A 22106-nucleotide genomic window follows, 5' to 3' on the forward strand; every position below is an offset into this window, starting at 1 on the left:
CAGACTGTTTCTCTGGTGCTGGAGGAAATGTGAAATTTGAATTAGATACCACCGACGGACGCGCACGACGCGGTCGCCTGGTCTTTGAACGTGGCACCGTCGAAACCCCGGCCTTTATGCCGGTGGGTACTTACGGCACCGTGAAAGGTATGACGCCGGAAGAAGTTGAAGCCACGGGCGCGCAGATTATCCTGGGCAATACCTTCCATTTATGGCTTCGTCCTGGCCAGGAAATCATGAAACTGCACGGCGACCTGCATGATTTTATGCAGTGGAAAGGCCCAATCCTGACGGACTCCGGTGGTTTCCAGGTATTCAGCCTGGGCGATATCCGTAAGATCACCGAAGCGGGCGTACATTTCCGCAACCCGATCAACGGCGATCCTATTTTCCTCGATCCTGAAAAATCCATGGAAATTCAGTACGATCTGGGGTCCGATATCGTCATGATCTTCGACGAATGTACGCCGTACCCGGCGGACTGGGATTACGCGAAACGCTCCATGGAAATGTCCCTGCGTTGGGCGCAGCGTAGCCGCGATCGCTTTGATTCCCTTGGAAATAAAAATGCGCTGTTTGGCATTATCCAGGGCAGTGTTTACGAAGATTTACGAGATATCTCGGTAAAAGGTCTGGTAGAGATTGGCTTTGATGGCTACGCTGTCGGCGGCCTGGCGGTAGGCGAGCCGAAGGAAGACATGCACCGTATTCTGGAGCACGTTTGCCCGCAAATCCCTGCCGACAAACCACGTTACCTGATGGGCGTAGGTAAACCGGAAGACCTGGTTGAAGGGGTACGTCGCGGTATCGATATGTTCGACTGCGTCATGCCAACTCGTAATGCGCGTAACGGTCACCTGTTCGTGACGGACGGCGTAGTGAAAATCCGCAATGCTAAGCATAAAGATGACACCGCCCCGCTCGATGCCGAGTGTGATTGCTATACGTGTCGCAATTATTCACGTGCCTACTTGCATCATCTTGACCGTTGCAACGAAATACTGGGCGCGCGTCTTAATACCATTCATAACCTGCGCTATTACCAGCGTTTAATGGCTGGTTTACGTCAGGCCATTGAAGAGGGTAAATTAGACCACTTCGTGACGGATTTTTACGAGCGGACAGGTAAGCCGGTTCCACCTTTGAACGTTGATTAATTTAATAATGAGGGAATTTTAATGAGCTTTTTCATTTCTGATGCGGTAGCTGCAACAGGTGCTCCATCGCAGGGTAGCCCGTACTCTTTGATTCTTATGCTGGTGGTGTTTGGCCTGATTTTCTATTTTATGATCCTGCGTCCGCAGCAAAAGCGTACCAAAGAGCATAAAAAACTGATGGACTCCATCTCCAAGGGTGATGAAGTGCTGACCAACGGTGGCCTGGTTGGCCGCGTGACCAAAGTAGCTGAAACTGGCTATGTTGCTATCGCGCTGAACGATACCACCGAAGTGGTTATCAAACGTGATTTCGTAGCTGCCGTTCTGCCGAAAGGCACCATGAAGGCGCTGTAATTTTCGTTTTCCCTAAGGGAACTACACGTGTTAAACCGTTATCCTTTGTGGAAGTACATCATGCTGATCGCCGTACTGGCGATTGGCCTGCTGTATGCGCTTCCCAACCTGTATGGTGAGGATCCGGCAGTTCAGTTAACTGGCGTGCGCGGTGCCGCCGCCAGTGAACAAACGCTGATCCAGGTCGAAAACACCTTAAAACAAGAAAATATCACCGCTAAGTCTGTGGCGCTGGAAGAGGGCGCTATTCTCGCTCGCTTCGACTCTACCGATACCCAGCTCCGCGCGCGTGAAGCGTTGATGAGCGTGATGGGCGACAACTATGTCGTGGCGCTTAACCTTGCTCCTGCTACCCCTCGCTGGATGTCGACTATCGGTGCGAACCCGATGAAGCTCGGCCTTGACCTGCGCGGCGGCGTCCACTTCCTGATGGAAGTCGATATGGACACAGCGCTGGGCAAGCTCCAGGAACAAAATATCGATGGCCTGCGCAGCGACCTGCGTGACAAGGGCATTGCTTACACCAACGTGCGTAAAGCCGACAATTACGGCGTAGACATCGTCTTCCGTGATTCAAGCGCGCGCGACTCAGCAAGAGATTACCTCTCCTCCCGCCATCGCGATCTGGTGTTCTCCAACCAGGGGAGCAATACGCTGCGTGCCGTGATGAGCGATGCTCGCCTGAGCGAAGCGCGTGAGTACGCGGTCCAGCAGAACATCAATATCCTGCGTAACCGTGTCAACCAGCTTGGCGTCGCCGAACCACTGGTGCAGCGTCAGGGTGCTGACCGTATCGTGGTTGAGCTGCCGGGTATTCAGGACACCGCGCGTGCCAAAGAAATTCTGGGGGCAACCGCTACGCTGGAATTCCGCCTGGTGAACACCAACGTGGATGCCTCTGCGGCAGCCTCTGGCCGCGTGCCGGGTGACTCCGAAGTGAAGCAGACTCGCGAAGGTCAGCCGGTTGTGCTGTACAAGCGCGTGATTCTGACCGGGGACCACATCACTGACTCCACGTCCAGCATGGATGAATACAACCAGCCTCAGGTAAACATTTCCCTGGACAGCGCTGGCGGTAACATCATGTCTAACTTCACTAAAGACAACATCGGCAAGCCGATGGCAACCCTCTTTGTGGAGTACAAGGACAGCGGTAAGAAAGACGCGAATGGCCGTTCCGTCCTGATGAAAGAAGAAGAAGTTATCAACGTGGCGAACATTCAGTCTCGCCTGGGTAACAGCTTCCGCATCACCGGGATCAGCAACCCGAATGAAGCTCGCCAGCTTTCTCTGCTGCTGCGTGCTGGTGCGCTGATTGCGCCGATTCAGATTGTTGAAGAACGTACCATCGGTCCAACCCTGGGCCTGGAAAACATCAAGCAGGGCCTGGAAGCGTGCCTGGCGGGTCTGGTGGTCTCCATCATCTTCATGGTCTTCTTCTATAAGAAGTTTGGCCTGATTGCGACCTCTGCGCTGCTGGCTAACCTGGTGCTGATTGTGGGGATCATGTCCCTGCTGCCGGGGGCGACGCTGACCATGCCGGGTATTGCGGGTGTCGTCTTAACCCTTGCGGTAGCGGTGGATGCCAACGTACTGATTAACGAACGTATCAAAGAAGAACTGCGAAACGGACGTTCGGTACAGCAGGCAATTGATGAAGGCTACAAAGGCGCGTTCAGCTCCATTTTCGATGCCAACATCACCACGCTTATCAAAGTTATCATCCTGTATGCCGTGGGCACCGGGGCGATCAAAGGGTTTGCTATTACCACCGGTATTGGCGTTGCGACCTCGATGTTTACCGCAATCGTCGGCACCCGTGCCATCGTGAACCTGTTGTACGGCGGCAAACGCATCAACAAGCTGTCTATCTAAGGAGTGCGTTGTGGCACAGGAATATACTGTTGAACAATTGAACCACGGCCGTAAAGTCTATGACTTTATGCGCTGGGACAACTGGGCCTTCGGCATCTCCGGTATCCTGCTGATCCTTTCCGTCGCGATTATCGGCGTGAAAGGCTTCAACTGGGGTCTGGACTTTACCGGCGGTACGGTTATCGAAATCGGGCTGGAAAAACCAGCCGAGCTGGACACCATGCGCGCCGCGCTGCAGAAGGCGGGCTTTGAAGAGCCGCTGGTGCAGAACTTTGGCAGCAGCCGTGACATCATGGTGCGCATGCCACCTGCTAAAGGCGAAACCGGCGGCCAGGTGCTCGGCAGCAAGGTTGTGAGCGTGATTAACGAAGCGACCAGTCAGAATGCGGCAGTGAAGCGTATTGAGTTTGTCGGCCCAAGCGTGGGTGCGGATCTGGCTCAAAACGGTGCGATGGCGCTGCTCGTCGCGCTGTTGTCGATTCTGGTGTACGTTGGGTTCCGCTTCGAGTGGCGTCTGGCTGCCGGTGTGGTTATCAAGCTGGCGCACGACGTGGTAATTACCATGGGCGTGCTGTCGCTGTTCCACATTGAGATTGACCTGACCATCGTCGCGTCGTTGATGTCGGTTATCGGCTACTCGCTGAACGACAGCATCGTGGTTTCGGACCGTATTCGTGAAAACTTCCGCAAGATCCGCCGCGGGACGCCTTACGAGATCTTTAACGTCTCCCTGACCCAGACGCTGCAAAGGACCTTGATCACATCCGGTACCACCTTAGTGGTTATCCTGATGCTGTATCTGTTCGGTGGGGCGCTGCTGAAAGGCTTCTCCCTGACGATGCTTATCGGTGTCACCATCGGTACCGTGTCTTCTATCTACGTCGCCTCTGCGCTGGCGTTGAAACTGGGCATGAAGCGCGAGCACATGCTGCAGCAAAAGGTAGAGAAAGAAGGGGCGGATCAGCCGTCCATTCTGCCGTAATAGCGTTAAGCGTTTGATAAAACCGCAGCCTTCGAGCTGCGGTTTTTTTTCGTCCGGTGATTTTCTCCTGACAGTATGGTGTCAGGAGGGGGCCAGTAGACTCGTGGTTACTGACAACACAGGAGAAAAACAATGAGCACACTCATCAACTGGTTTGAGATCCCCGTTACCGATATGGCGCGAGCGGTCGCTTTTTACCAACGAGTACTGAACGCTGAATTTCGTCGCGAAACGATAGCCGGCGTGGAGAATGCTGTATTTTCGTATAACCAACCGGCCACCGGTGGTTCTTTAGTGAAAGGGGAGCGGTTTGTGCCTTCTGCGACAGGCGCGGTGATTTATCTTTATACGCCCGATATTGTTAAAGCATTACAGCAGGTAGAGATGGCGGGAGGCCGGCTTGACTTTGGTCCTCAGGTGCTGCCCTATGATATCGGCACGATTGCGTTAATGATCGACAGCGAAGGCAATCGCGTTGGGTTGCATCAGCCTGTTTAAGCCTCAATACTGACGCTAAAGCCTGCCGCTCGGGCAGGCCTTATTTTTTCCGGAACATCCATGAGCCGAAGAGCCGATCGATTATTTCAGATAGTGCAAATCCTACGCGGCAGGCGCCTGACGACGGCTGCACAGCTTGCCGAACGGCTGGAAGTCTCAGAGCGGACTGTCTACCGCGACATTCAGGATCTTTCTCTCTCCGGCGTGCCGATAGAAGGGGAGGCTGGCTGCGGCTATCGCCTGCTGGCCGGGTACGATCTTCCACCGCTGATGCTGACGACCGGAGAGGTGGAGGCGGTGATTGCGGCGTTAAGAATGGTGCAAACCTGGAGCGGAGAAACGCTGGCGAAATCTGCCGAGTCCGTGCATGAGAAGCTTCTCGCAGTGCTCACCCCGGAAAAGCGTCGGGTTGCCGAACGTAGCCGTATAATTTCGCCTAATTTTAACAAGTTTCCGCAGGTGAAAGCCCGGTTCGATCTGTTTCATTCCGCCATCGACAAATGCCAGGTTGTTCATTTGCTGTATGAGGATGAAAAAGGGGAATTGACGGAGCGGGATATTCACCCTCTGGGGCTGTCATTTTGGGGAGAGGTCTGGCTGCTGGTGGCCTGGTGCGAGGCTCGGAATGATTATCGTAGCTTCAGGCTGGATCGCTGCCGGGATATTCATTTAACAGGAAATGTGTTTCAGGAGCGACACGATCGTTCTCTGCAGGCTTTTATTGCCCTTCAGAAGGCCAAAGGTTACCTGCCTGAGAAATAAAAAAACCGGCCAGCGGGCCGGTTTTTTACAAGTGGTGGCGATTAGAAGTTGTAACCGACAACCACGTAGTAGCCGAAGCCGGTCGACTTCACGCGTTCGTTCATGAAGAACGGCTGCTCGCCATCTTTCCACTGGCCGCCGTTATGGAAGTAACGGGCCACGAAGGAGTAGTGCAGGTGATCGTAGTTCAGCGACAGGATGTGGCTGGACGCAACGGAGTTATTGGTACGGTACTGCTCGTTGCCCAGGTCAGAGTCCCAGTCAACGTTGGTGAAACCGATATAGCTCAGCTTACCGCCCCACAGGGAGGTAATCGGCACGAAGTATTTCACCTTGAAGCGGTAGCCATCCCACTCGTTTTCGTTAGACGCACCGTAGTTCTGCCACTGGTACTTGGCATACACGTTCATCGACAGGCTCATTGGCAGGCCGGTATCGATGTCGGTACCCAGACCCATGTACCAGGTGCTCTGGCGATTAGCCTGGTTACGACCCATGTCGTAAATGTAGTTGTTCGCGAAGTACCACTCTTTGAACGGACCAAAGCTCAGGTCGGTCCCGGTCAGCTTGTCGATGGAGAAGCGAGGTTCGATTTCCATAAACAGTGGGGAGCCGTGGTTCCAGATCCCTTTCGCCTGAGTGTTGCCGCCGAAGAAGACTGGCGCATCCACGTAGCCGTAGAAATCGAACCAGTCTTTTTTGGCGAACGCTTCATATTCCAGGTAGGTATCGTTGCGCAGCTGCGGCCCGAAACGGGTGTGATAGCTGCCGACAACGTTAACGCTCTGGTGCCACCAGTCGGAGAGGTATTCGCTGTTTTTTGCTTCTTCTGCGCTGGCAGAGAAAGAGCTGGAAAGTGCCAGAACGGTGCCGGCTGCCAGAATAATTTTTTTCATATTTTTAGCCACTGTTTACGTAATTTTGGTGCGATGCGGATGTGAGATGTCATCCCTGGCCGCCGGTCTCAGGGAAGGACCTTTGCAGCGCGACTATTATAGAAATCCCTGCTCACAAAAATATGTTCTATTTCACATTCTTCTCATATGCGTAATCGATTGCGTTCACGTTTGCGCACATTAAAAACGGCGTGATTGTACCTGCTTCGACAAATTACGCAAACGTATGCCCAGTTGTTACATGTAAGTGTGATATGGATCACTATAAAGACGAGATGATAACAGGGGGTTTGCTTCACATATTGTGCGGGGGGTGTGAAAGAGTGTGACAGGCGCGCCTCGCCGGAAAATGTCTCTTAGCCATCTTTTGCTTTCACATTTTTGCGGATGAGTGGGGTGACTTCAGCCCTCACCCCGGCCCTTTCCCGGAGGGAGAGGGGGAAAACTGCCGATGATTTATTCCCTCTCCCTTTTAGGGAGAGGGTAAGAAGCGAAGCTGTGGTTGAAGCGAGCGCCGGACAAGGGGGCGAAAGAATTATTGCGCGGGTGCTGGCTGTGCGGAAGAAACTGGCTGGATATCATGAACGCGCACAAACCCTAATTGGTCGGGCGTGATGCCGGACAGGCGAAGCGGAATCGACACGTCGCTTGGGGCGAGAATGCTGGCCGGGGCGTCTATGGACTGCGTTTGCACATTAACTTCCTGGAAACTGTCGGTGGTGCCCTGGATCTGCCCCCATTCTACTTTGCCGCTAAATGCCGGCAGCGGATCGTTGGATTCTCCCTGAATCAGCAGCGTGGCGCGGGTGCCGTTGGCTTCAGCCGCAACGTTTGTCAGCGACATTTTCAGGTTACCTATCTGGCTGTTGAGGCGCGCTGCCGTGTTTGAACCCGGTAGCAGATAAACGCCGCTGGTCGACTTCGCGTTCAGGGCATTCTGCTGGGTCAGCTTCACCGTTTGCTGGCTAAGTTTAGTCATTTCCTGATTTAACGAACCAATTTGACTGCGCATCTGACGCACTTCAGTTTGCTGGGCACAAGCGGTCAGGCTTATCAGGCTTGAAACCAGGATAATTCTTAAGTAAGTCTTTGTCATGGTTAGTTTTTCCTTGCTAAGGTTCGCTGATTTAAGCGTAGTTCTTCGCGCTTGAAAAGTCATATTTGATGTTGCAGTGTCGGCGCTGTCTTTGTACTCCCGCAACTTCGCGGTAAACTATTGTTCATCTTTATAATCCCAGCAGGAAACGCTATGCATTGCCCATTCTGTTTCGCCGTGGACACCAAAGTTATCGACTCTCGCCTGGTGGGTGAAGGTTCCTCCGTGCGCCGTCGGCGCCAGTGTCTGGTCTGTCACGAACGCTTCACGACTTTCGAGGTTGCGGAGCTGGTGATGCCGAGAGTGGTGAAGAGTAATGAGGTGCGCGAGCCGTTTAACGAAGACAAACTGCGCAGCGGCATCCTGAAAGCGCTGGAAAAACGTCCGGTCAATTCTGACGACGTGGAAATGGCCATCAGCCATATTAAGTCGCACCTTCGAGCAACCGGCGAACGCGAAATCCCGAGTAAACTCATCGGTAACCTGGTGATGGAGCAGCTCAAAAAGCTGGATAAAGTCGCCTATATTCGCTTTGCTTCGGTCTACCGTAGCTTTGAAGATATCAAAGAATTTGGTGAAGAAATCGCCCGTTTACAGGATTAATGCCGATGTCCCTTGATGAACAGTTTATGGCTCGAGCGCTTGAGCTGGCTAAGCGCGGGCGTTTTACCACTGCACCGAACCCGAATGTCGGCTGCGTGATAGTTAAAGACGGCAAGATTGTGGGGGAAGGGTTCCACTTTCGCGCCGGTGAACCTCATGCGGAAGTTCACGCTTTGCGCATGGCAGGCGAACAGGCCCGGGGCGCAACGGCCTATGTCACGCTCGAACCCTGCAGCCACCATGGCCGCACGCCACCGTGCTGTGATGCCTTGATTGCCGCAGGCGTTTCTCGCGTGGTGGCCGCCATGCAGGATCCTAACCCGCAGGTTGCCGGCCGGGGCCTCTACCGCTTGCAGCAGGCTGGCATTGAAGTCAGCCACGGCCTGATGATGAACGAAGCTGAAGCGCTGAACCGCGGGTTCCTCAAGCGTATGCGCACGGGTTTTCCATTTATCCAGCTTAAGCTTGGTGCTTCGCTGGACGGCCGTACCGCGATGGCAAGCGGAGAGAGTAAATGGATTACCTCTCCCCAGGCGCGTCGCGATGTGCAGCGCCAGCGTGCGCAAAGTGCCGCGATTCTTTCCAGCGACGCGACCGTATTGGCAGATAACCCGTCATTAACAGTTCGCTGGGATGAGCTGGATAGCGCCAGCCAGGCTATTTATGCCGAGCAGGATTTACGTCAGCCGATTCGCATTGTGCTGGATCGTCAAAACCGGGTAACGCCACAGCACCAAATTATTGCCAATCCGGGGCAAACCTGGCTTGCCCGCAGCCAGGCGGATGAACAATCCTGGCCGGAGGACGTCGAGCAACTGCTGGTGCCTGAACATAATGGGCATCTTGATTTGGTCGTGTTAATGATGCAGCTTGGCAAACGCCAGGTGAATTCTGTCTGGGTTGAGGCCGGGGCAACGCTTGCCGGGGCGCTGTTGCAGGCAGGCCTGGTGGATGAGCTGATTGTCTATGTCGCACCTAAATTATTAGGCAATGATGCCCGCGGTTTGTGCGAGCTTCCTGGCCTTGAAAAACTTGCTGATGCGCCGGCGTTCAGCTTTAGCGAAGTCCGCCAGGTTGGCCCCGATTTGTGCCTGCATTTGACGCCCATTTACGGACGCCAGTAAAACGTAAGCAGTCACGAAAAGATTATGATAAAATCCGCCCCCCTGCGGGGCTAAACAGAACCCGTAAAGGAAGATTATGAACATTATTGAAGCTGCTGTTGCTACTCCTGACGCTCGCGTCGCCATCACCATCGCGCGTTTTAACAACTTCATCAATGACAGCCTGCTGGAAGGTGCTATCGACGCCCTGAAACGCATTGGTCAGGTGAAAGACAAAAACATCACCGTAGTTTGGGTGCCGGGCGCTTACGAGCTGCCGCTGGCCGCTGATGCACTGGCTAAAACCGGTAAATACGATGCTGTTATCGCGCTGGGTACCGTGATTCGCGGAGGCACTGCACACTTCGAATACGTTGCCGGCGGTGCCAGCAACGGTCTGTTAAGCGTAGGCCAGGACAGCGGTATTCCCGTTGCCTTCGGCGTGCTGACCACTGAAAGCATTGAACAAGCCATCGAACGTGCTGGCACCAAAGCCGGTAACAAAGGTGCAGAAGCTGCACTGACCGCGCTTGAAATGATTAATGTATTGAAAGCCATCAAGGCCTGATTTTTGTAAGGGGAAATCCGTGAAACCTGCTGCTCGTCGCCGCGCCCGTGAGTGTGCCGTCCAGGCGCTCTACTCCTGGCAGTTGTCTAAAAACGACATCGCTGATGTTGAATACCAGTTCCTGGCGGAACAGGACGTCAAAGACGTTGACGTTGTCTACTTCCGCGAGCTGCTGAGCGGCGTGGCTACCAACAGCGCGTATCTGGATGGGCTGATGAAGCCTTACCTGTCCCGTCTGCTTGAAGAGCTGGGCCAGGTGGAAAAAGCGGTACTGCGCATTGCGCTGTTTGAACTGTCTAAACGTGATGATGTGCCGTACAAAGTGGCCATCAACGAAGCGATTGAGCTGGCGAAAACCTTCGGTGCCGAAGACAGCCATAAGTTCGTTAACGGCGTTCTCGACAAAGCTGCTCCCGCTATTCGTCCCCACAAGAAGTAATCTCCTGGCCGGGTTTTCCCGGCCTTCTTTTTTCCTGCAACTGACATTCCTGAGGTATCACGCATGGCATGCGGTGAGTTTTCCCTGATTGCCCGTTACTTCGATCGCGTTACAAGTTCTCGTCGTGATGTGGAAGCCGGTATTGGCGACGACTGTGCGTTGCTGTCGGTACCCGAAAAACAACTGCTGGCGATCAGCACCGATACGCTGGTGAGCGGTAATCACTTCCTGCCGGATATCGACCCGCGTGATTTGGGCTACAAAGCGCTGGCGGTGAATTTAAGCGATCTGGCCGCAATGGGCGCAGATCCGGCCTGGCTGACGCTGGCGATCACGCTCCCGGAAGTGGATGAAGCGTGGCTGGAGGCATTCAGCGACAGCCTGTTTGAACAGCTGGATTATTACGATATGCAGCTGATTGGCGGCGACACAACCCGTGGCCCGCTCTCTTTGACGCTGGGTATTCACGGCATGATCCCGGCTGGCCGGGCGCTGAAGCGCAGCGGTGCAAAAGCAGGGGACTGGATCTATGTCACCGGCACGCCGGGCGACAGCGCGGCTGGTCTGGCAATTCTGCAGAAGCGCCTGCATGTTGCGAATACACAGCATGCGGATTATCTGCTTAAGCGGCACCTGCGCCCAACGCCGCGTGTTTTACACGGGCAGGCGCTGCGCGATCTGGCCAACAGTGCCATCGATCTTTCAGACGGGTTGATTTCCGATCTCGGTCATATCCTGAAGGCCAGCGACTGCGGGGCACGTATCGATCTCGATTTGCTGCCGTATTCCGAAGCGTTGCGCGAGCATGTTGAACCAGAGCAGGCGCTGAAATGGGCGATGTCCGGCGGCGAAGACTATGAGCTGTGCTTCACCGTGCCGGAGCTAAATCGTGGGGCGCTGGAAGTGGCTATCGGCAATCTGGGCGTGCCTTATACCTGTATCGGGCAGATTGTTTCTTCCTCTGAAGGGCTGCAGTTTACCCGTGAAGGGAAGCCGGTGACGCTGGAGATGAAGGGTTACGATCACTTTTCCTGGTAGCTGGTCATGACCCTCACCCCAACCCTCTCCCTAAAAGGGAGAGGGAGCAAAACCCAAAGTCGAAAGAGTGAACCTGCGAGGGCGATTATTTATATCCCGCCACCGGATGCCGTTGATACGGCGTCTCCAGCTCGGCAATCTCCTCGGGTTTCAACGTTAAATCTACCGCACCAAGCAGGTCGTCCAGCTGTTCCTGCCTTGATGGGCCAATAATTGGTGCGGCAATACCCGGTTTGCTAAGCAGCCAGGCCAGCGCTACCTGCGCGCGTGAAACGCCCTTATCTGCGGCGATATTTGCCAGCCGCTCGGCGATAAGCGCGTCGTTTTCGTTATTGGTCTGGTACAGCGATTTGCCCACTTCATCCGAGACAGATCTTGCCGTGGTATCTCCCCATGGACGAGTCAGTTTGCCGCGTGCGAGCGGGCTCTAGGGGATCACCGCAATTTTTTCTTTGTAGCACAGCGGGAGCATCTCCAGCTCTTCTTCACGGTAAATCAGGTTGTAGTGATCCTGCATGGTAACGAATCTTGCCCAGCCTGCCTGAGACTGCAAAGTCAGGGCCTGAGCAAACTGATCGCTGCGCATTGAAGAGGCGCCGATATAACGTGCTTTCCCGGCCTTAACCACGTCGTTAAGTGCCTCTAGCGTCTCTTCAATAGGCGTGCTGTAGTCCCAGCGGTGGATTTGTAGCAAATCGACGTAGTCGGTGCCGAGTCGTGTCAGGCTTTCGTCGATCGAACGCAGGATCTGTGGGCGGGAGAGGCCCTGAGGCAGGTCGCCAACTTTGTTGTAAACCTTAGTGGCAACCACAACGTCCTGGCGGCGAGCGAAGTCGCGCAGCGCGCGGCCTAAAATCTCTTCGCTGCTGCCGTCGGAGTAGTTATTTGAGGTGTCGAAGAAATTGATGCCGTTTTCCAGCGCGCGGCGGATTATTTCCCGGCTGCTCTCTTCGGGAAGCGTCCAGGCATGGCTGCCGCGGTCCGGCTCGCCAAAGGTCATACAGCCGAGGCAAAGGCGGGAGACGCTAAGGTCGGTGGTGCCTAACGGGTTGTATTGCATGATATCGCTCCTGCTATGTAGGAATATCTATTAAGCATAGCAGGCCGTACACGTCATCCTTCAAACCACTGCGGTGTTGGCGGCGCTCTCATACCCGAATCACTTACCTGAGTAAGCTCATCGGGATATGCTCACTTGCCGTTGTGCTGTGGGTTGAATTATTTAGTGTACGGATGAAGTTAACCCACCCAGCTCCGAATCTTAGCTTCGATCCCGGCCGCATCAAGGCCAATCGCCTCACGTGCTTCTTCCTGGGTGCCCTGAGGAATGAAGAAATCAGGCAGGCCGAGGTTAAGCACCGGAACCGGTTTACGGTGAGCCATCAGCACTTCGTTTACGCCGCTCCCGGCCCCGCCCATAATGGCGTTCTCTTCAATCGTCACCAGAGAGTCGTGGCTGGCGGCAAGTTCCAGAATCCGGGCTTCATCCAGTGGCTTAACAAAACGCATATCGACCAGCGTGGCATTCAGCGCTTCGGCTACCGCTGCGGCTTCCGGCAGCAAAGTGCCGAAGTTGAGCAGCGCAATTTTTTCGCCTTCGCGTTTCACAACGCCTTTACCTATCGGCAGCTCCACGAGCGGTTCCAGCTCTGCGCCTGTTCCGGTCCCACGCGGGTAACGCACGGCGCTTGGGCCTGCGCTGTAGTGGTAACCCGTGTGCAGCATCTGGCGGCATTCGTTTTCGTCGCTTGGCGTCATGATAACCATGTCCGGGATGCAGCGCAGGAAGGAGATATCAAAAGCGCCCTGGTGCGTCTGGCCGTCAGCGCCGACAATGCCTGCGCGATCGATGGCAAACATCACCGGTAGCTTCTGAATCGCTACGTCGTGAATCACCTGGTCGTAAGCGCGCTGCAGGAAGGTGGAATAGATCGCAACCACTGGCTTATAGCCGCCAATCGCCAGGCCCGCCGCGAAGGTCACTGCGTGCTGCTCGGCAATCGCCACATCAAAGTACTGGTCAGGATACTGGCGCGAGAATTCCACCATGCCGGAGCCTTCACGCATGGCAGGTGTAATTGCCATCAGCTTGTCATCGTGGGCTGCGGTTTCGCACAGCCAGTTGCCGAAAATCTTCGAGTAACTTGGCAGGCCTCCGGTGCTTTTCGGCAGCGTCCCGCTCTGCGGATCGAACTTAGGCACCGCGTGGAAACTGATCGGATCTTTTTCCGCTGGCGCGTAGCCGCGTCCTTTTTTAGTCATGATATGCAGGAACTGCGGGCCTTTCAGGCTGCGCATGTTCTTCAGCGTATTGACCAGACCAATCACGTCGTGGCCATCAATTGGCCCGATGTAGTTAAAGCCTAGCTCTTCAAACAGCGTGCCAGGCACCACCATGCCTTTGATGTGTTCTTCGGTACGCTTCAGCAGCTCTTTAATCGGCGGCACGCCGGAGAAGACTTTCTTGCCACCTTCGCGCAGTGTCGAATAAAGCTTGCCGGAAAGCAGCTGCGCCAGATGGTTGTTCAGCGCGCCGACGTTCTCGGAAATCGACATTTCATTGTCGTTAAGCACCACCAGCATGTCCGGGCGGATATCGCCGGCATGGTTCATCGCTTCGAAGGCCATCCCGGCGGTAATTGCGCCATCGCCAATCACGCAAACGGTTTTCCGGTCTTTCCCTTCCTTTTCAGCGGCAACGGCGATCCCGATACCCGCGCTAATGGAGGTGGAAGAGTGGCCCACGCTCAGCACGTCGTACTCGCTTTCCGCGCGCCATGGGAACGGATGCAGGCCGCCTTTCTGGCGAATGGTGCCAATTTTATCGCGGCGCCCAGTCAGAATTTTGTGCGGGTAGGCCTGGTGGCCGACGTCCCAGATGAGTTGATCGAACGGCGTGTTATAGACGTAGTGCAGCGCCACGGTCAGTTCGACCGTGCCGAGGCCGGAGGCAAAGTGCCCGCTGGAGCGGCTTACGCTGTCGAGCAGGTAACGGCGCAGCTCATCGCAAAGCTTAGGTAAGCTCTCTTTAGGCAGCACTCGCAGATCCGGGCTGGCATCCACCAGAGCGAGGGTCGGGTATTTGGCGATATCAAAACTCATCAGAAATCTAAACTCATCGTTGTTATACGTTATTTATCACGGTGGATAATGTAGTTGGCTAACGCTTCCAGTGCCGCCGTGTCCAGCGACAGCTCGGCAAGTTCGGCCAGAGCCTGCAGTGCTTCCTGATAGAGATCCTGCGCTTTTGCCTGCGCCTGTTCAAGTCCCAGCAGCGCCGGATAGGTACTTTTGCCTAACTGCTGGTCGGCACCCTGGCGTTTGCCTATCGTAGCGGTATCGCCGACAACGTCCAGGATGTCATCCTGAACCTGGAAAGCGAGGCCGATGCTTGCAGCATAGCGGTCCAGAATCGGCAGAGCTTTTCGGCCTGCTTCACCGGCGCTCAGCGCGCCCAGGCGAACGGCGGCGCGAATCAATGCCCCGGTTTTATGACGGTGAATGCGTTCCAGGGAAGCCAGGTCAACTTGCTTGCCTTCGGCTTCTAAATCCAGCGCCTGGCCGCCACACATACCAGCCACACCGCTGGCGGTGGCTAATTCCGAAACCATGGCTAAGCGATCGGCCATATCAACGCCGGGCATTGGCGCATCACTCAGTATAGAAAACGCCAGCGTTTGCAGGGCGTCTCCGGCCAGAATGGCGTTCTCTTCACCAAATTTTATGTGGCAGGTCGGCTGCCCACGACGTAAATCGTCGTTATCCATGGCCGGTAAATCATCGTGAATCAGGGAGTAGGCGTGAATGCATTCCACTGCCGCAGCAGGCGCGTCGAGCGCTTCGTCGGCGACGCCAAACATTTCGCCGGTGGCGTACACCAGGAACGGGCGCAGGCGTTTACCGCCCAATAGTGCGCCATAGTGCATCGCTTCAACCAGTGGACTGTTCTGAAACGGCAGCGGCGCCAGAAAGCGCGCAATAGCGTCGTTAACCCGTACAACGTGGGCCTGAAGCTGTTGATTAAAATCCATATTACTCGGCGTCCGGGGTAAAGGGAGTCAGAGGGGCGTCTTCGCTGTCGCTCAGTAAGATCTGTACGCGCTGCTCTGCCTGCTGGAGTTTCACTTGTCCCTGGCGAGCCAGCTGCACGCCGCGCTCAAATTCGTTTAACGCCTCTTCAAGGGCAAGATCGCCGCTTTCCAGACGAGTAACTATTTGCTCCAGTTCGACCAGTGCGGTTTCGAAGCTGGCCGGAGATTCGGTTTTTTTCGGCATGGTGAATGTCTGACTCTGTTTTAATTCGACGCCGACATGGTAGCGGAGTCAATGTGATTATCAAGCTAGCTCGTGCAAGTCGGTTAAGGTGCGCAGTCTTTGTGGGATGGTGATATACTTGCGCGCCTCGGATGCAGGTGGCATGACGCCGCTGCAAGTACTTCTTTCTATGCCCGCGTGCTGCGCAGCCAGCCCGGCTGACTAAACGAACCCTTACCGCCATGAAGTTTATCATTAAATTGTTCCCGGAAATCACCATCAAGAGCCAATCTGTGCGCATACGCTTTATTAAGATGCTCACCGGGAATATTCGTAACGTTTTAAAACACTACGATGAGAGCCTGGCGGTTGTTCGCCACTGGGACAACATTGAAGTTCGCGCCAAAGATGAAAACCAGCGTATTGCCATTCGTGAAGCGCTGACCCGCATTCCGGGTATCCACCACATTCTTGAAGTTGAAGATGTGCCGTACACCGACATGCACAATATCTTTGAGCAGGCGCTGGAGCTGTACCGCGACAAGCTGGAAGGTAAGAGCTTCTGCGTGCGCGTAAAACGCCGTGGCAAACACGAATTTAGCTCCATTGAAGTTGAGCGCTACGTTGGCGGCGGCCTGAATCAGCACATCGAATCCGCGCGCGTTAAGCTCAACGATCCGGACGTGACGGTTAACCTTGAGATCGAAAACGATCGCCTGCTGCTGGTTAAAGGCCGTTACGAAGGCATCGGCGGTTTCCCAATCGGGACTCAGGAAGACGTACTGTCGCTGATTTCCGGTGGTTTCGACTCCGGCGTGTCCAGCTACATGCTGATGCGTCGCGGCTGCCGCGTGCATTATTGCTTCTTCAACCTGGGCGGCGCTGCTCATGAAATCGGCGTGAAGCAGGTGGCACATTATCTGTGGAACCGCTTCGGCAGCTCTCACCGTGTGCGTTTTGTTGCCATTAACTTTGAGCCAGTAGTCGGCGAGATCCTGGAGAAAGTGGAAGACGGGCAGATGGGTGTCGTGCTGAAACGTATGTTTGTGCGCGCCGCCTCTCAGGTTGCCGAACGCTATGGCGTTCAGGCACTGGTGACCGGCGAAGCGCTAGGCCAGGTGTCCAGCCAGACGCTGACCAACCTGCGCCTGATCGACAACGTTTCCGATACGCTGATCCTGCGTCCGCTGATCTCTCACGACAAAGAGCACATTATCGATCTGGCCCGTGAAATCGGTACCGCTGATTTCGCTCGCACCATGCCAGAATACTGCGGTGTGATCTCGAAAAGCCCGACCGTGAAAGCTGTGAAGGCGAAGATTGAGGAAGAAGAGCAGAAGTTTGACTTCTCGATTCTGGACCGCGTGGTTGCCGAGGCGACCAATATCGATATTCGCGATATTGCGACCCAGACGAAGCAGGACGTCGTGGAAGTCGAAACGGTTAATGCGTTTGGCGCCAACGAGGTATTGCTGGACATTCGCTCCAACGACGAAGTGGACGAGAAACCTTTCGCGCTGGAAGGCGTTGAGGTTGTGGCGCTGCCGTTCTACAAGCTGAGCACTAAGTTCGGCGATCTCGACCAGAGCAAAACTTACCTGCTGTGGTGCGAGCGTGGCGTGATGAGCCGCCTGCAGGCTCTGTATCTGAGCGAGCAGGGCTTTAAGAATATTAAGGTTTACCGCCCATAAAGGACTGACCCTCACCCCGGCCCTCTCCCTAAAAGGGAGAGGGAGAATTCAGGGGGAGTGTTCTTTCCCTAAAAGGGAGAGGAAGAATTCTTGTTAAAACTCTCTTCCTAAAAGGGAGAGAGTTCTGGTTACCTCGATTTCTCGAAAGAAGAGGGAGCACACCGTTCTGGTTCCCTCGCCCCTTTGGGGAGAGGGTTAGGGTGAGGGGTTCTTACTGATAATCCCTGAAGCTATAAATCCCCGCCGCCAGCACCAGCTGCTGCGACACTTCATGAGCTTTTTCGCGGCTCACCAGCAAATCGATAATCTTCAGTGCAAAATCAATCGCGGTTCCTGGCCCCTGGCTGGTGAGCAGGTTAACCCGTGGGTCCCAGACGACGCGTTTATCCTGCCATTGCCCTTCGGGAATAGTGTCCTTCAGGCCTGGAAAACCGGTCATGTTGCCTATCGGGAACAGCTCATGCGGGACCAGAACAGTGCCTGCCGCCGCACAAATGGCGGCAACGATGCGGCCTGACAGATGAAACTGGCGCACGGTCTCGACCAGCAGCGGGCTGTCGCGGAAGCATTCGGCACCTTTCAGGCCGCCGGGGAGCACCACGATGTCAAAATCGCCGTCGGCCACTTCAACCAGCGGTGCATCCGCCAGTAATTTCACGCCGCGTGAGCAAACAATTTTCAGGTCGCCATCGGGAGCAACGCTCGCCGTCGTCACCTTGATCCCGGCGCGGACCAGCAGATCGATAGTGGTAACCGCTTCGGTCTCTTCAGTGCCAGGTGCCAGGCAGACCAGCGCTTGTGCGCTCATATTCATTCTCCTTACGTTTAACCTGCTCATAGAGCCGGGCATTCACAGGCACAGGGACGCCGTGAGCTCTCGCTCTGCGCAGCAGGTAGCCGGTGATATAGTCAATTTCCGTGTGGCGCTCCAGGCGGATGTCCTGCAGCATCGATGAGGTATTTTCTGCCGTGCTTTCTATCACCTGCCCGACATAATCCAGCAGGTTTTCGGGTGAGGTGTGGTGGCCCTCGCGCGTCATCACCTGGGCGACTTCTTCACAAATGCTGGTCACCTCATCGAGATGATTCTTCAATTCGCCGTTAGTGCAGTTGTACAGCGCGGTCAGCGGGTTTATCACGCAGTTTACCGCGAGTTTGTTCCAGCTCGCCGGCTGGATATTGTTATGCCAGGCCACATCGGGCAGCGCGGCATGGAGTGTATCTGCAAGGTAGCTAAAGTCGCTGGCTTTAGCATTCCCCGGGCCAACGTGAGTGATGCCGGAAGCGACGTGCACAATCACGTTTCCGTCTCTTTTCGCGGCCTGAGTGGTTAATCCGAGCAACAAAGGTTGGGGCAATCCGTTTAGCTCATCCAGCGTCCCCATCCCGTTATGCAGCAACAATATCGGGCAGCTCGAAGGCAGTTGGGCAGCCAAAGTGCGCACGGCATCAGAAACCTGCCACGCTTTGAGCGTCACCAGCAGGACGTCGCTGGTGGCGAGAAATTCGGGATCGTTAGCCGTGAAGGACTCGTTAAAGACGCTGCCATCGGTGGTATCGAGCAGGTTGACGTGGCAATACGGCTGCGGCACACGCAGCCAGCCCTGAAGCTCATGCCCTTGCTTGTGAAGTGCGGTCAACCAGAGCTGACCCAGCGCACCGCAACCCAGCACGGTGATTTTCATTATTGCCTCCCCCATTCGCACACTGCGCGAATGCTAAACTTACTTTCTATTATAGCGTTATCGGCTTCCCGGCTCTTTAACAGGTTGTTTTGCGCAGCCCAGCGGGTATTATGCAACGCAAACCAGAGAGGGAGAAAACACATGCCATCTTTTGATATCGTTTCTGAAATCGACCTGCAGGAAGTAAACAACGCGGTAGAGAACGCCGAGCGCGAGCTGGCGACCCGTTTTGACTTCCGTAACGTGCCGGCAAGCTTTGAACTGAATGAAAAAAATCAGACCATCAAAGTTGCCAGCGAATCTGACTTCCAGGTAAACCAACTGCTGGATATCCTGCGCGCCAAGCTGCTTAAGCGCGGCATCGAAGGCAGCTCTATTGATGTGCCTGAAGAGTTTGTTCACAGCGGCAAAACCTGGAGCGTGGAAGCTAAGCTGAAACAGGGTATTGAAGCAAGCGTTGCGAAGAAAATCATTAAGCTGATTAAAGACAGCAAACTGAAGGTTCAGACCCAGATTCAGGGCGAAGAGATCCGCGTGACGGGTAAAGCTCGCGATGATTTACAGGCCGTAATGGCGCTGATTCGTGGCGGCAATCTGGGGCAGCCGTTCCAGTTTAAGAACTTCCGCGACTGATTCACGCCCTCTCCTGAAACATGAGAGGGCATGCTGCTTAATCCCTCACCGCATCAGGTGAGGGATGTTCTATCCTTTCACCACCTGCTCAATCTCATATCTGTTCGTCAGCTTGCTGTCGATTTTCACATACGCGCTGCGTTCTTCTGGAATGATGTTCGCTTCACTCACGCCTGGCTGAGCCAGCAGCCTTTCACGCAAATGTTCGTCGTTCGCACTGCTTTCCGGCAGCTCAATGCGCAGGCTGCTAACGTAAGGCGGCTCCTGCATTGTCCAGCTGACGAATAGCCAGACCATCGCCAGCACCGCGCCTGCCAGGAAGACGGTTTGCGAATCAAACAGCCCGTTAAGCCAGCCGCCTAGCGAGCCGCCGATGGCTACGCCGATAAACTGGCTGGTGGAGTAGATGCCCATGGCGGTGCCTTTGTAGCCCGCCGGAGATTCTTTGCTGATAAGCGAAGGCAGAATCGCTTCCATCAGGTTAAAGGCGAGGAAGAACAGCTGCACGCCAATCACCAGATCCCAGAAGTGCGGGCCCGCGCCCCAAAGCACGATCTCGGCAATCAGAAGTACCGCCACGCAGCCCACAAAGACGTGCTTCATGCGGCGCTTAACTTCGGCATAAATAATGAAGGGTACGACCGAAACAAACGAAATCAGCATGGTGCAAAGATAGACTTTCCAGTGCTGAGCCGCCGGAAAGCCCGCCTGTTCAAGCTGGCCCGGTAGGGCGACAAAGGTGGACATCAGCATGATATGCAGGCACATGATGCCGAAATTCAGCTTTAGCAGCTTCGGCTCCATCATCACTTTGCGGAAGCAGCCTTTGACCATCCCCGACTCGCGGTTAAGCACGTGCGTTTTGCTATTCGGGACCAGCCAAATCGTAATCAGAATGCCGCAGCTGGCTAAGACGGCAATCATCCAGAACAGCGCCTGCAGGCCAAGCGCCTGAGTAATGATCGGGCCGAGCACCATCGCGATGGCGAAGGTTACCCCGAAGCTGACGCCGATAAAGGCCATCGCTTTGGTTCGGTTCTGTTCACGGGTTAAATCGGAGAGTAACGCCATAACAGCGGCGGCGATTGCGCCGGAGCCCTGCAGCGCGCGGCCTAAAATGACGCCCCAAATGGAGTCGCTCAGGGCGGCAATAACGCTGCCAAGCACAAAGATAGCCAGCCCGCCAACGATAAGCGGCTTGCGGCCAATACGGTCAGAAAGCAGGCCGAAAGGGATCTGGAAGACGGCCTGCGCCAGGCCATAAATGCCGATTGCCAGGCCGATGAGCGCTTCGCTTGCGCCCTGCAGCGCCATGCCCCAGGTGGTAAGAACTGGCAATACCATAAACATACCCAGCATACGCAGGGAAAAGACAGTGCCTAAACCCCACGTCGCACGCAGCTCGACGGGCGTCATTTTGTAATCGTTCATTACCACCTCAGATAAAAAGTCGGCCTTAGTGTAGTGCGAGGGCAGGGGAGGGTAAATCGTTAGTTATTTAGCAGATATTACAGGGCAGGTACTTTGATGATACTGATAAAAAAGGGCACTGAGGTGCCCTTTTATGCTTTTCGCGACTTACCAGACGTAAGTCAGCAGATTATGTGAGTCTGGCACCATAAAATCGACCGACATCATGACGCTCAGCGAGGTAATGGCCACGATAGAGAAGATGAACAGCTTGCGCGCCCAGACCTTATCGTCTTCCACTTTATAGCCCCGCAGCGCCATACCCAGCCACCAGACGCTGACCGCCGCGGCGACGATCAGGTATTTGTATCCGGCATAGCCGCCCAGAGAAAGCATCAGCGTCGCCACCGCAAAAGCGATGATGTACAGCGTGATGTGGTTCTTGGCGACGGAAATGCCTTTTACCACAGGCAGAACCGGAATATTGGCGGCCTGGTAATCTTTAAAGCGGAAGATGGCAATCGCATAGGAGTGCGGCATCTGCCACAGGCTAAAGATAGCCAGCAGGATAGCGGCGCCGGTGTCGAACTCGTTGGTCACGGCGCAGTAGCCGATAACCGGAGGAGCCGCACCGGACAAGCTGCCGATGAGCGTGCCGTAGACCGAGTGGCGTTTCATGTAGAGGCTATACACCCCGACATACACCACGAAGCCCATCACGGCCAGCCACATCGCCAGCGGATTAGCACCAAACCACAGCAGCATGAAGCCAGCAATACCCAACACGGTGGCGTACACCAGCGAAATTTTCGGTGAAATCAGGCCTTTAACCAGCACCCGATTTTTCGTTCTCTCCATCTTCTGGTCGATATCGCGGTCGATAAAGTTGTTGTAAACACAACCTGATGCGACCACCAGTGATACGCCAACCAGCGTATAGAGGAACAGCGGGTAATTAATGCTGCCCTTCGAGGCCAGTAAAAATCCCCCAATGACAGAAATTAAATTACCGAAAATAATTCCTGGTTTCGTTACTTGCAGGTATTGCTTAATCATACATGC

Annotated in this window: 22 protein-coding genes and 1 pseudogene; 13 read left to right on the forward strand and 10 right to left on the reverse strand. The window is 54.8% G+C overall.

The annotated features are described in order from the left end of the window. Positions 1–29: 29 nt before the first annotated feature. The 6 genes from tgt to WFN87_RS04705 all read left to right on the forward strand — a co-directional run bounded on the left by tgt (position 30) and on the right by WFN87_RS04705 (position 5628). Positions 30–1157, forward strand: coding sequence for a tRNA guanosine(34) transglycosylase Tgt (gene tgt, locus WFN87_RS04680; RefSeq protein WP_039290735.1), 1128 nt, complete (start codon positions 30–32; stop codon positions 1155–1157). A gap of 21 nt (positions 1158–1178) precedes the next feature. Continuing rightward, a complete protein-coding gene (yajC, locus tag WFN87_RS04685; RefSeq protein WP_166866388.1) occupies positions 1179–1511 on the forward strand; it encodes a preprotein translocase subunit YajC in 333 nt (110 codons plus the stop codon). A gap of 27 nt (positions 1512–1538) precedes the next feature. Further along, a complete protein-coding gene (secD, locus tag WFN87_RS04690) occupies positions 1539–3386 on the forward strand; it encodes a protein translocase subunit SecD (protein ID WP_071842707.1) in 1848 nt (615 codons plus the stop codon). Between the two features lie 10 nt (positions 3387–3396). Then, entirely contained in the window at positions 3397–4368 is a 972-nt protein-coding gene (gene secF, locus WFN87_RS04695; RefSeq protein WP_008454542.1) for a protein translocase subunit SecF, read from the forward strand. Between the two features lie 132 nt (positions 4369–4500). Then, positions 4501–4866, forward strand: coding sequence for a VOC family protein (locus WFN87_RS04700; protein ID WP_166994395.1), 366 nt, complete (start codon positions 4501–4503; stop codon positions 4864–4866). A 60-nt stretch (positions 4867–4926) separates the two neighbouring features. Beyond that, positions 4927–5628, forward strand: coding sequence for a helix-turn-helix transcriptional regulator (locus tag WFN87_RS04705; protein WP_034807592.1), 702 nt, complete (start codon positions 4927–4929; stop codon positions 5626–5628). Between the two features lie 41 nt (positions 5629–5669). On the opposite strand, the gene WFN87_RS04710 is transcribed toward WFN87_RS04705, so the two are convergent. Continuing rightward, a complete protein-coding gene (locus WFN87_RS04710) occupies positions 5670–6524 on the reverse strand; it encodes a nucleoside-specific channel-forming protein Tsx (RefSeq protein ID WP_008454549.1) in 855 nt (284 codons plus the stop codon). Between the two features lie 535 nt (positions 6525–7059). Then, on the reverse strand, positions 7060–7620 hold the full coding sequence (locus WFN87_RS04715; protein WP_008454551.1) for a DUF3251 domain-containing protein: 561 nt from the start codon (positions 7618–7620) through the stop codon (positions 7060–7062). A gap of 153 nt (positions 7621–7773) precedes the next feature. Here WFN87_RS04715 and nrdR point away from each other — a divergent pair, with 153 nt between their 5' ends. The 5 genes from nrdR to thiL all read left to right on the forward strand — a co-directional run bounded on the left by nrdR (position 7774) and on the right by thiL (position 11371). Beyond that, a complete protein-coding gene (gene nrdR / locus WFN87_RS04720; protein ID WP_008454553.1) occupies positions 7774–8223 on the forward strand; it encodes a transcriptional regulator NrdR in 450 nt (149 codons plus the stop codon). A gap of 5 nt (positions 8224–8228) precedes the next feature. Then, positions 8229–9347, forward strand: coding sequence for a bifunctional diaminohydroxyphosphoribosylaminopyrimidine deaminase/5-amino-6-(5-phosphoribosylamino)uracil reductase RibD (gene ribD / locus WFN87_RS04725; protein WP_336983000.1), 1119 nt, complete (start codon positions 8229–8231; stop codon positions 9345–9347). Between the two features lie 76 nt (positions 9348–9423). Continuing rightward, the gene (ribH, locus tag WFN87_RS04730; protein ID WP_008454557.1) at positions 9424–9894 is read left to right on the forward strand and encodes a 6,7-dimethyl-8-ribityllumazine synthase; all 471 of its coding nucleotides are present in this window, start codon (positions 9424–9426) and stop codon (positions 9892–9894) included. A 19-nt stretch (positions 9895–9913) separates the two neighbouring features. After that, complete coding sequence (gene nusB / locus WFN87_RS04735; RefSeq protein WP_008454563.1) at positions 9914–10333, forward strand: transcription antitermination factor NusB; 420 nt, start codon at positions 9914–9916, stop codon at positions 10331–10333. Between the two features lie 63 nt (positions 10334–10396). After that, the gene (gene thiL, locus WFN87_RS04740) at positions 10397–11371 is read left to right on the forward strand and encodes a thiamine-phosphate kinase (protein WP_336708938.1); all 975 of its coding nucleotides are present in this window, start codon (positions 10397–10399) and stop codon (positions 11369–11371) included. Positions 11372–11456: 85 nt separating this feature from the next. Here the strand turns inward: thiL and WFN87_RS04745 are convergent. From WFN87_RS04745 to xseB, 4 genes and pseudogenes are all read right to left on the reverse strand, one after another. Next, positions 11457–12431: pseudogene (locus tag WFN87_RS04745) on the reverse strand (aldo/keto reductase). Positions 12432–12610: 179 nt separating this feature from the next. Beyond that, complete coding sequence (dxs, locus tag WFN87_RS04750; RefSeq protein WP_336982999.1) at positions 12611–14473, reverse strand: 1-deoxy-D-xylulose-5-phosphate synthase; 1863 nt, start codon at positions 14471–14473, stop codon at positions 12611–12613. Between the two features lie 29 nt (positions 14474–14502). Next, positions 14503–15402 carry a (2E,6E)-farnesyl diphosphate synthase gene (gene ispA, locus WFN87_RS04755; RefSeq protein ID WP_336982998.1) on the reverse strand — a complete coding sequence of 300 codons (900 nt, stop codon included), beginning with the start codon at positions 15400–15402 and terminating at the stop codon, positions 14503–14505. Between the two features lies 1 nt (position 15403). Next, the gene (gene xseB / locus WFN87_RS04760; protein WP_039290760.1) at positions 15404–15646 is read right to left on the reverse strand and encodes an exodeoxyribonuclease VII small subunit; all 243 of its coding nucleotides are present in this window, start codon (positions 15644–15646) and stop codon (positions 15404–15406) included. A gap of 221 nt (positions 15647–15867) precedes the next feature. On the opposite strand from xseB, the gene thiI reads away from it, so the two are divergent. Further along, the gene (gene thiI, locus WFN87_RS04765; RefSeq protein WP_008454575.1) at positions 15868–17316 is read left to right on the forward strand and encodes a tRNA uracil 4-sulfurtransferase ThiI; all 1449 of its coding nucleotides are present in this window, start codon (positions 15868–15870) and stop codon (positions 17314–17316) included. Between the two features lie 211 nt (positions 17317–17527). Here the strand turns inward: thiI and yajL are convergent, their stop codons facing one another. Continuing rightward, the gene (gene yajL / locus WFN87_RS04770) at positions 17528–18124 is read right to left on the reverse strand and encodes a protein deglycase YajL (protein ID WP_008454578.1); all 597 of its coding nucleotides are present in this window, start codon (positions 18122–18124) and stop codon (positions 17528–17530) included. After that, the gene (gene panE, locus WFN87_RS04775; RefSeq protein WP_336982997.1) at positions 18084–19001 is read right to left on the reverse strand and encodes a 2-dehydropantoate 2-reductase; all 918 of its coding nucleotides are present in this window, start codon (positions 18999–19001) and stop codon (positions 18084–18086) included. Before panE ends, yajL begins: the two co-directional genes overlap by 41 nt. A gap of 141 nt (positions 19002–19142) precedes the next feature. Between panE and WFN87_RS04780 the strand changes: the two genes are divergently transcribed. Continuing rightward, the gene (locus WFN87_RS04780) at positions 19143–19634 is read left to right on the forward strand and encodes a YajQ family cyclic di-GMP-binding protein (protein WP_008454581.1); all 492 of its coding nucleotides are present in this window, start codon (positions 19143–19145) and stop codon (positions 19632–19634) included. A gap of 69 nt (positions 19635–19703) precedes the next feature. Here WFN87_RS04780 and WFN87_RS04785 read toward each other — a convergent pair whose 3' ends face one another. Together WFN87_RS04785 and cyoE are read right to left on the reverse strand one after the other, a co-directional pair. Beyond that, the gene (locus tag WFN87_RS04785; RefSeq protein ID WP_166876106.1) at positions 19704–21065 is read right to left on the reverse strand and encodes an MFS transporter; all 1362 of its coding nucleotides are present in this window, start codon (positions 21063–21065) and stop codon (positions 19704–19706) included. 147 nt (positions 21066–21212) lie between these two features. Further along, positions 21213–22100: a heme o synthase gene (gene cyoE, locus WFN87_RS04790; protein WP_008454592.1), complete on the reverse strand. Its 888-nt coding sequence runs from the start codon at positions 22098–22100 to the stop codon at positions 21213–21215. Between the last annotated feature and the right edge of the window lie 6 nt (positions 22101–22106).

This window comes from Cedecea sp. AS113 (genome assembly GCF_037152415.1).
GTDB lineage: Bacteria > Pseudomonadota > Gammaproteobacteria > Enterobacterales > Enterobacteriaceae > Cedecea.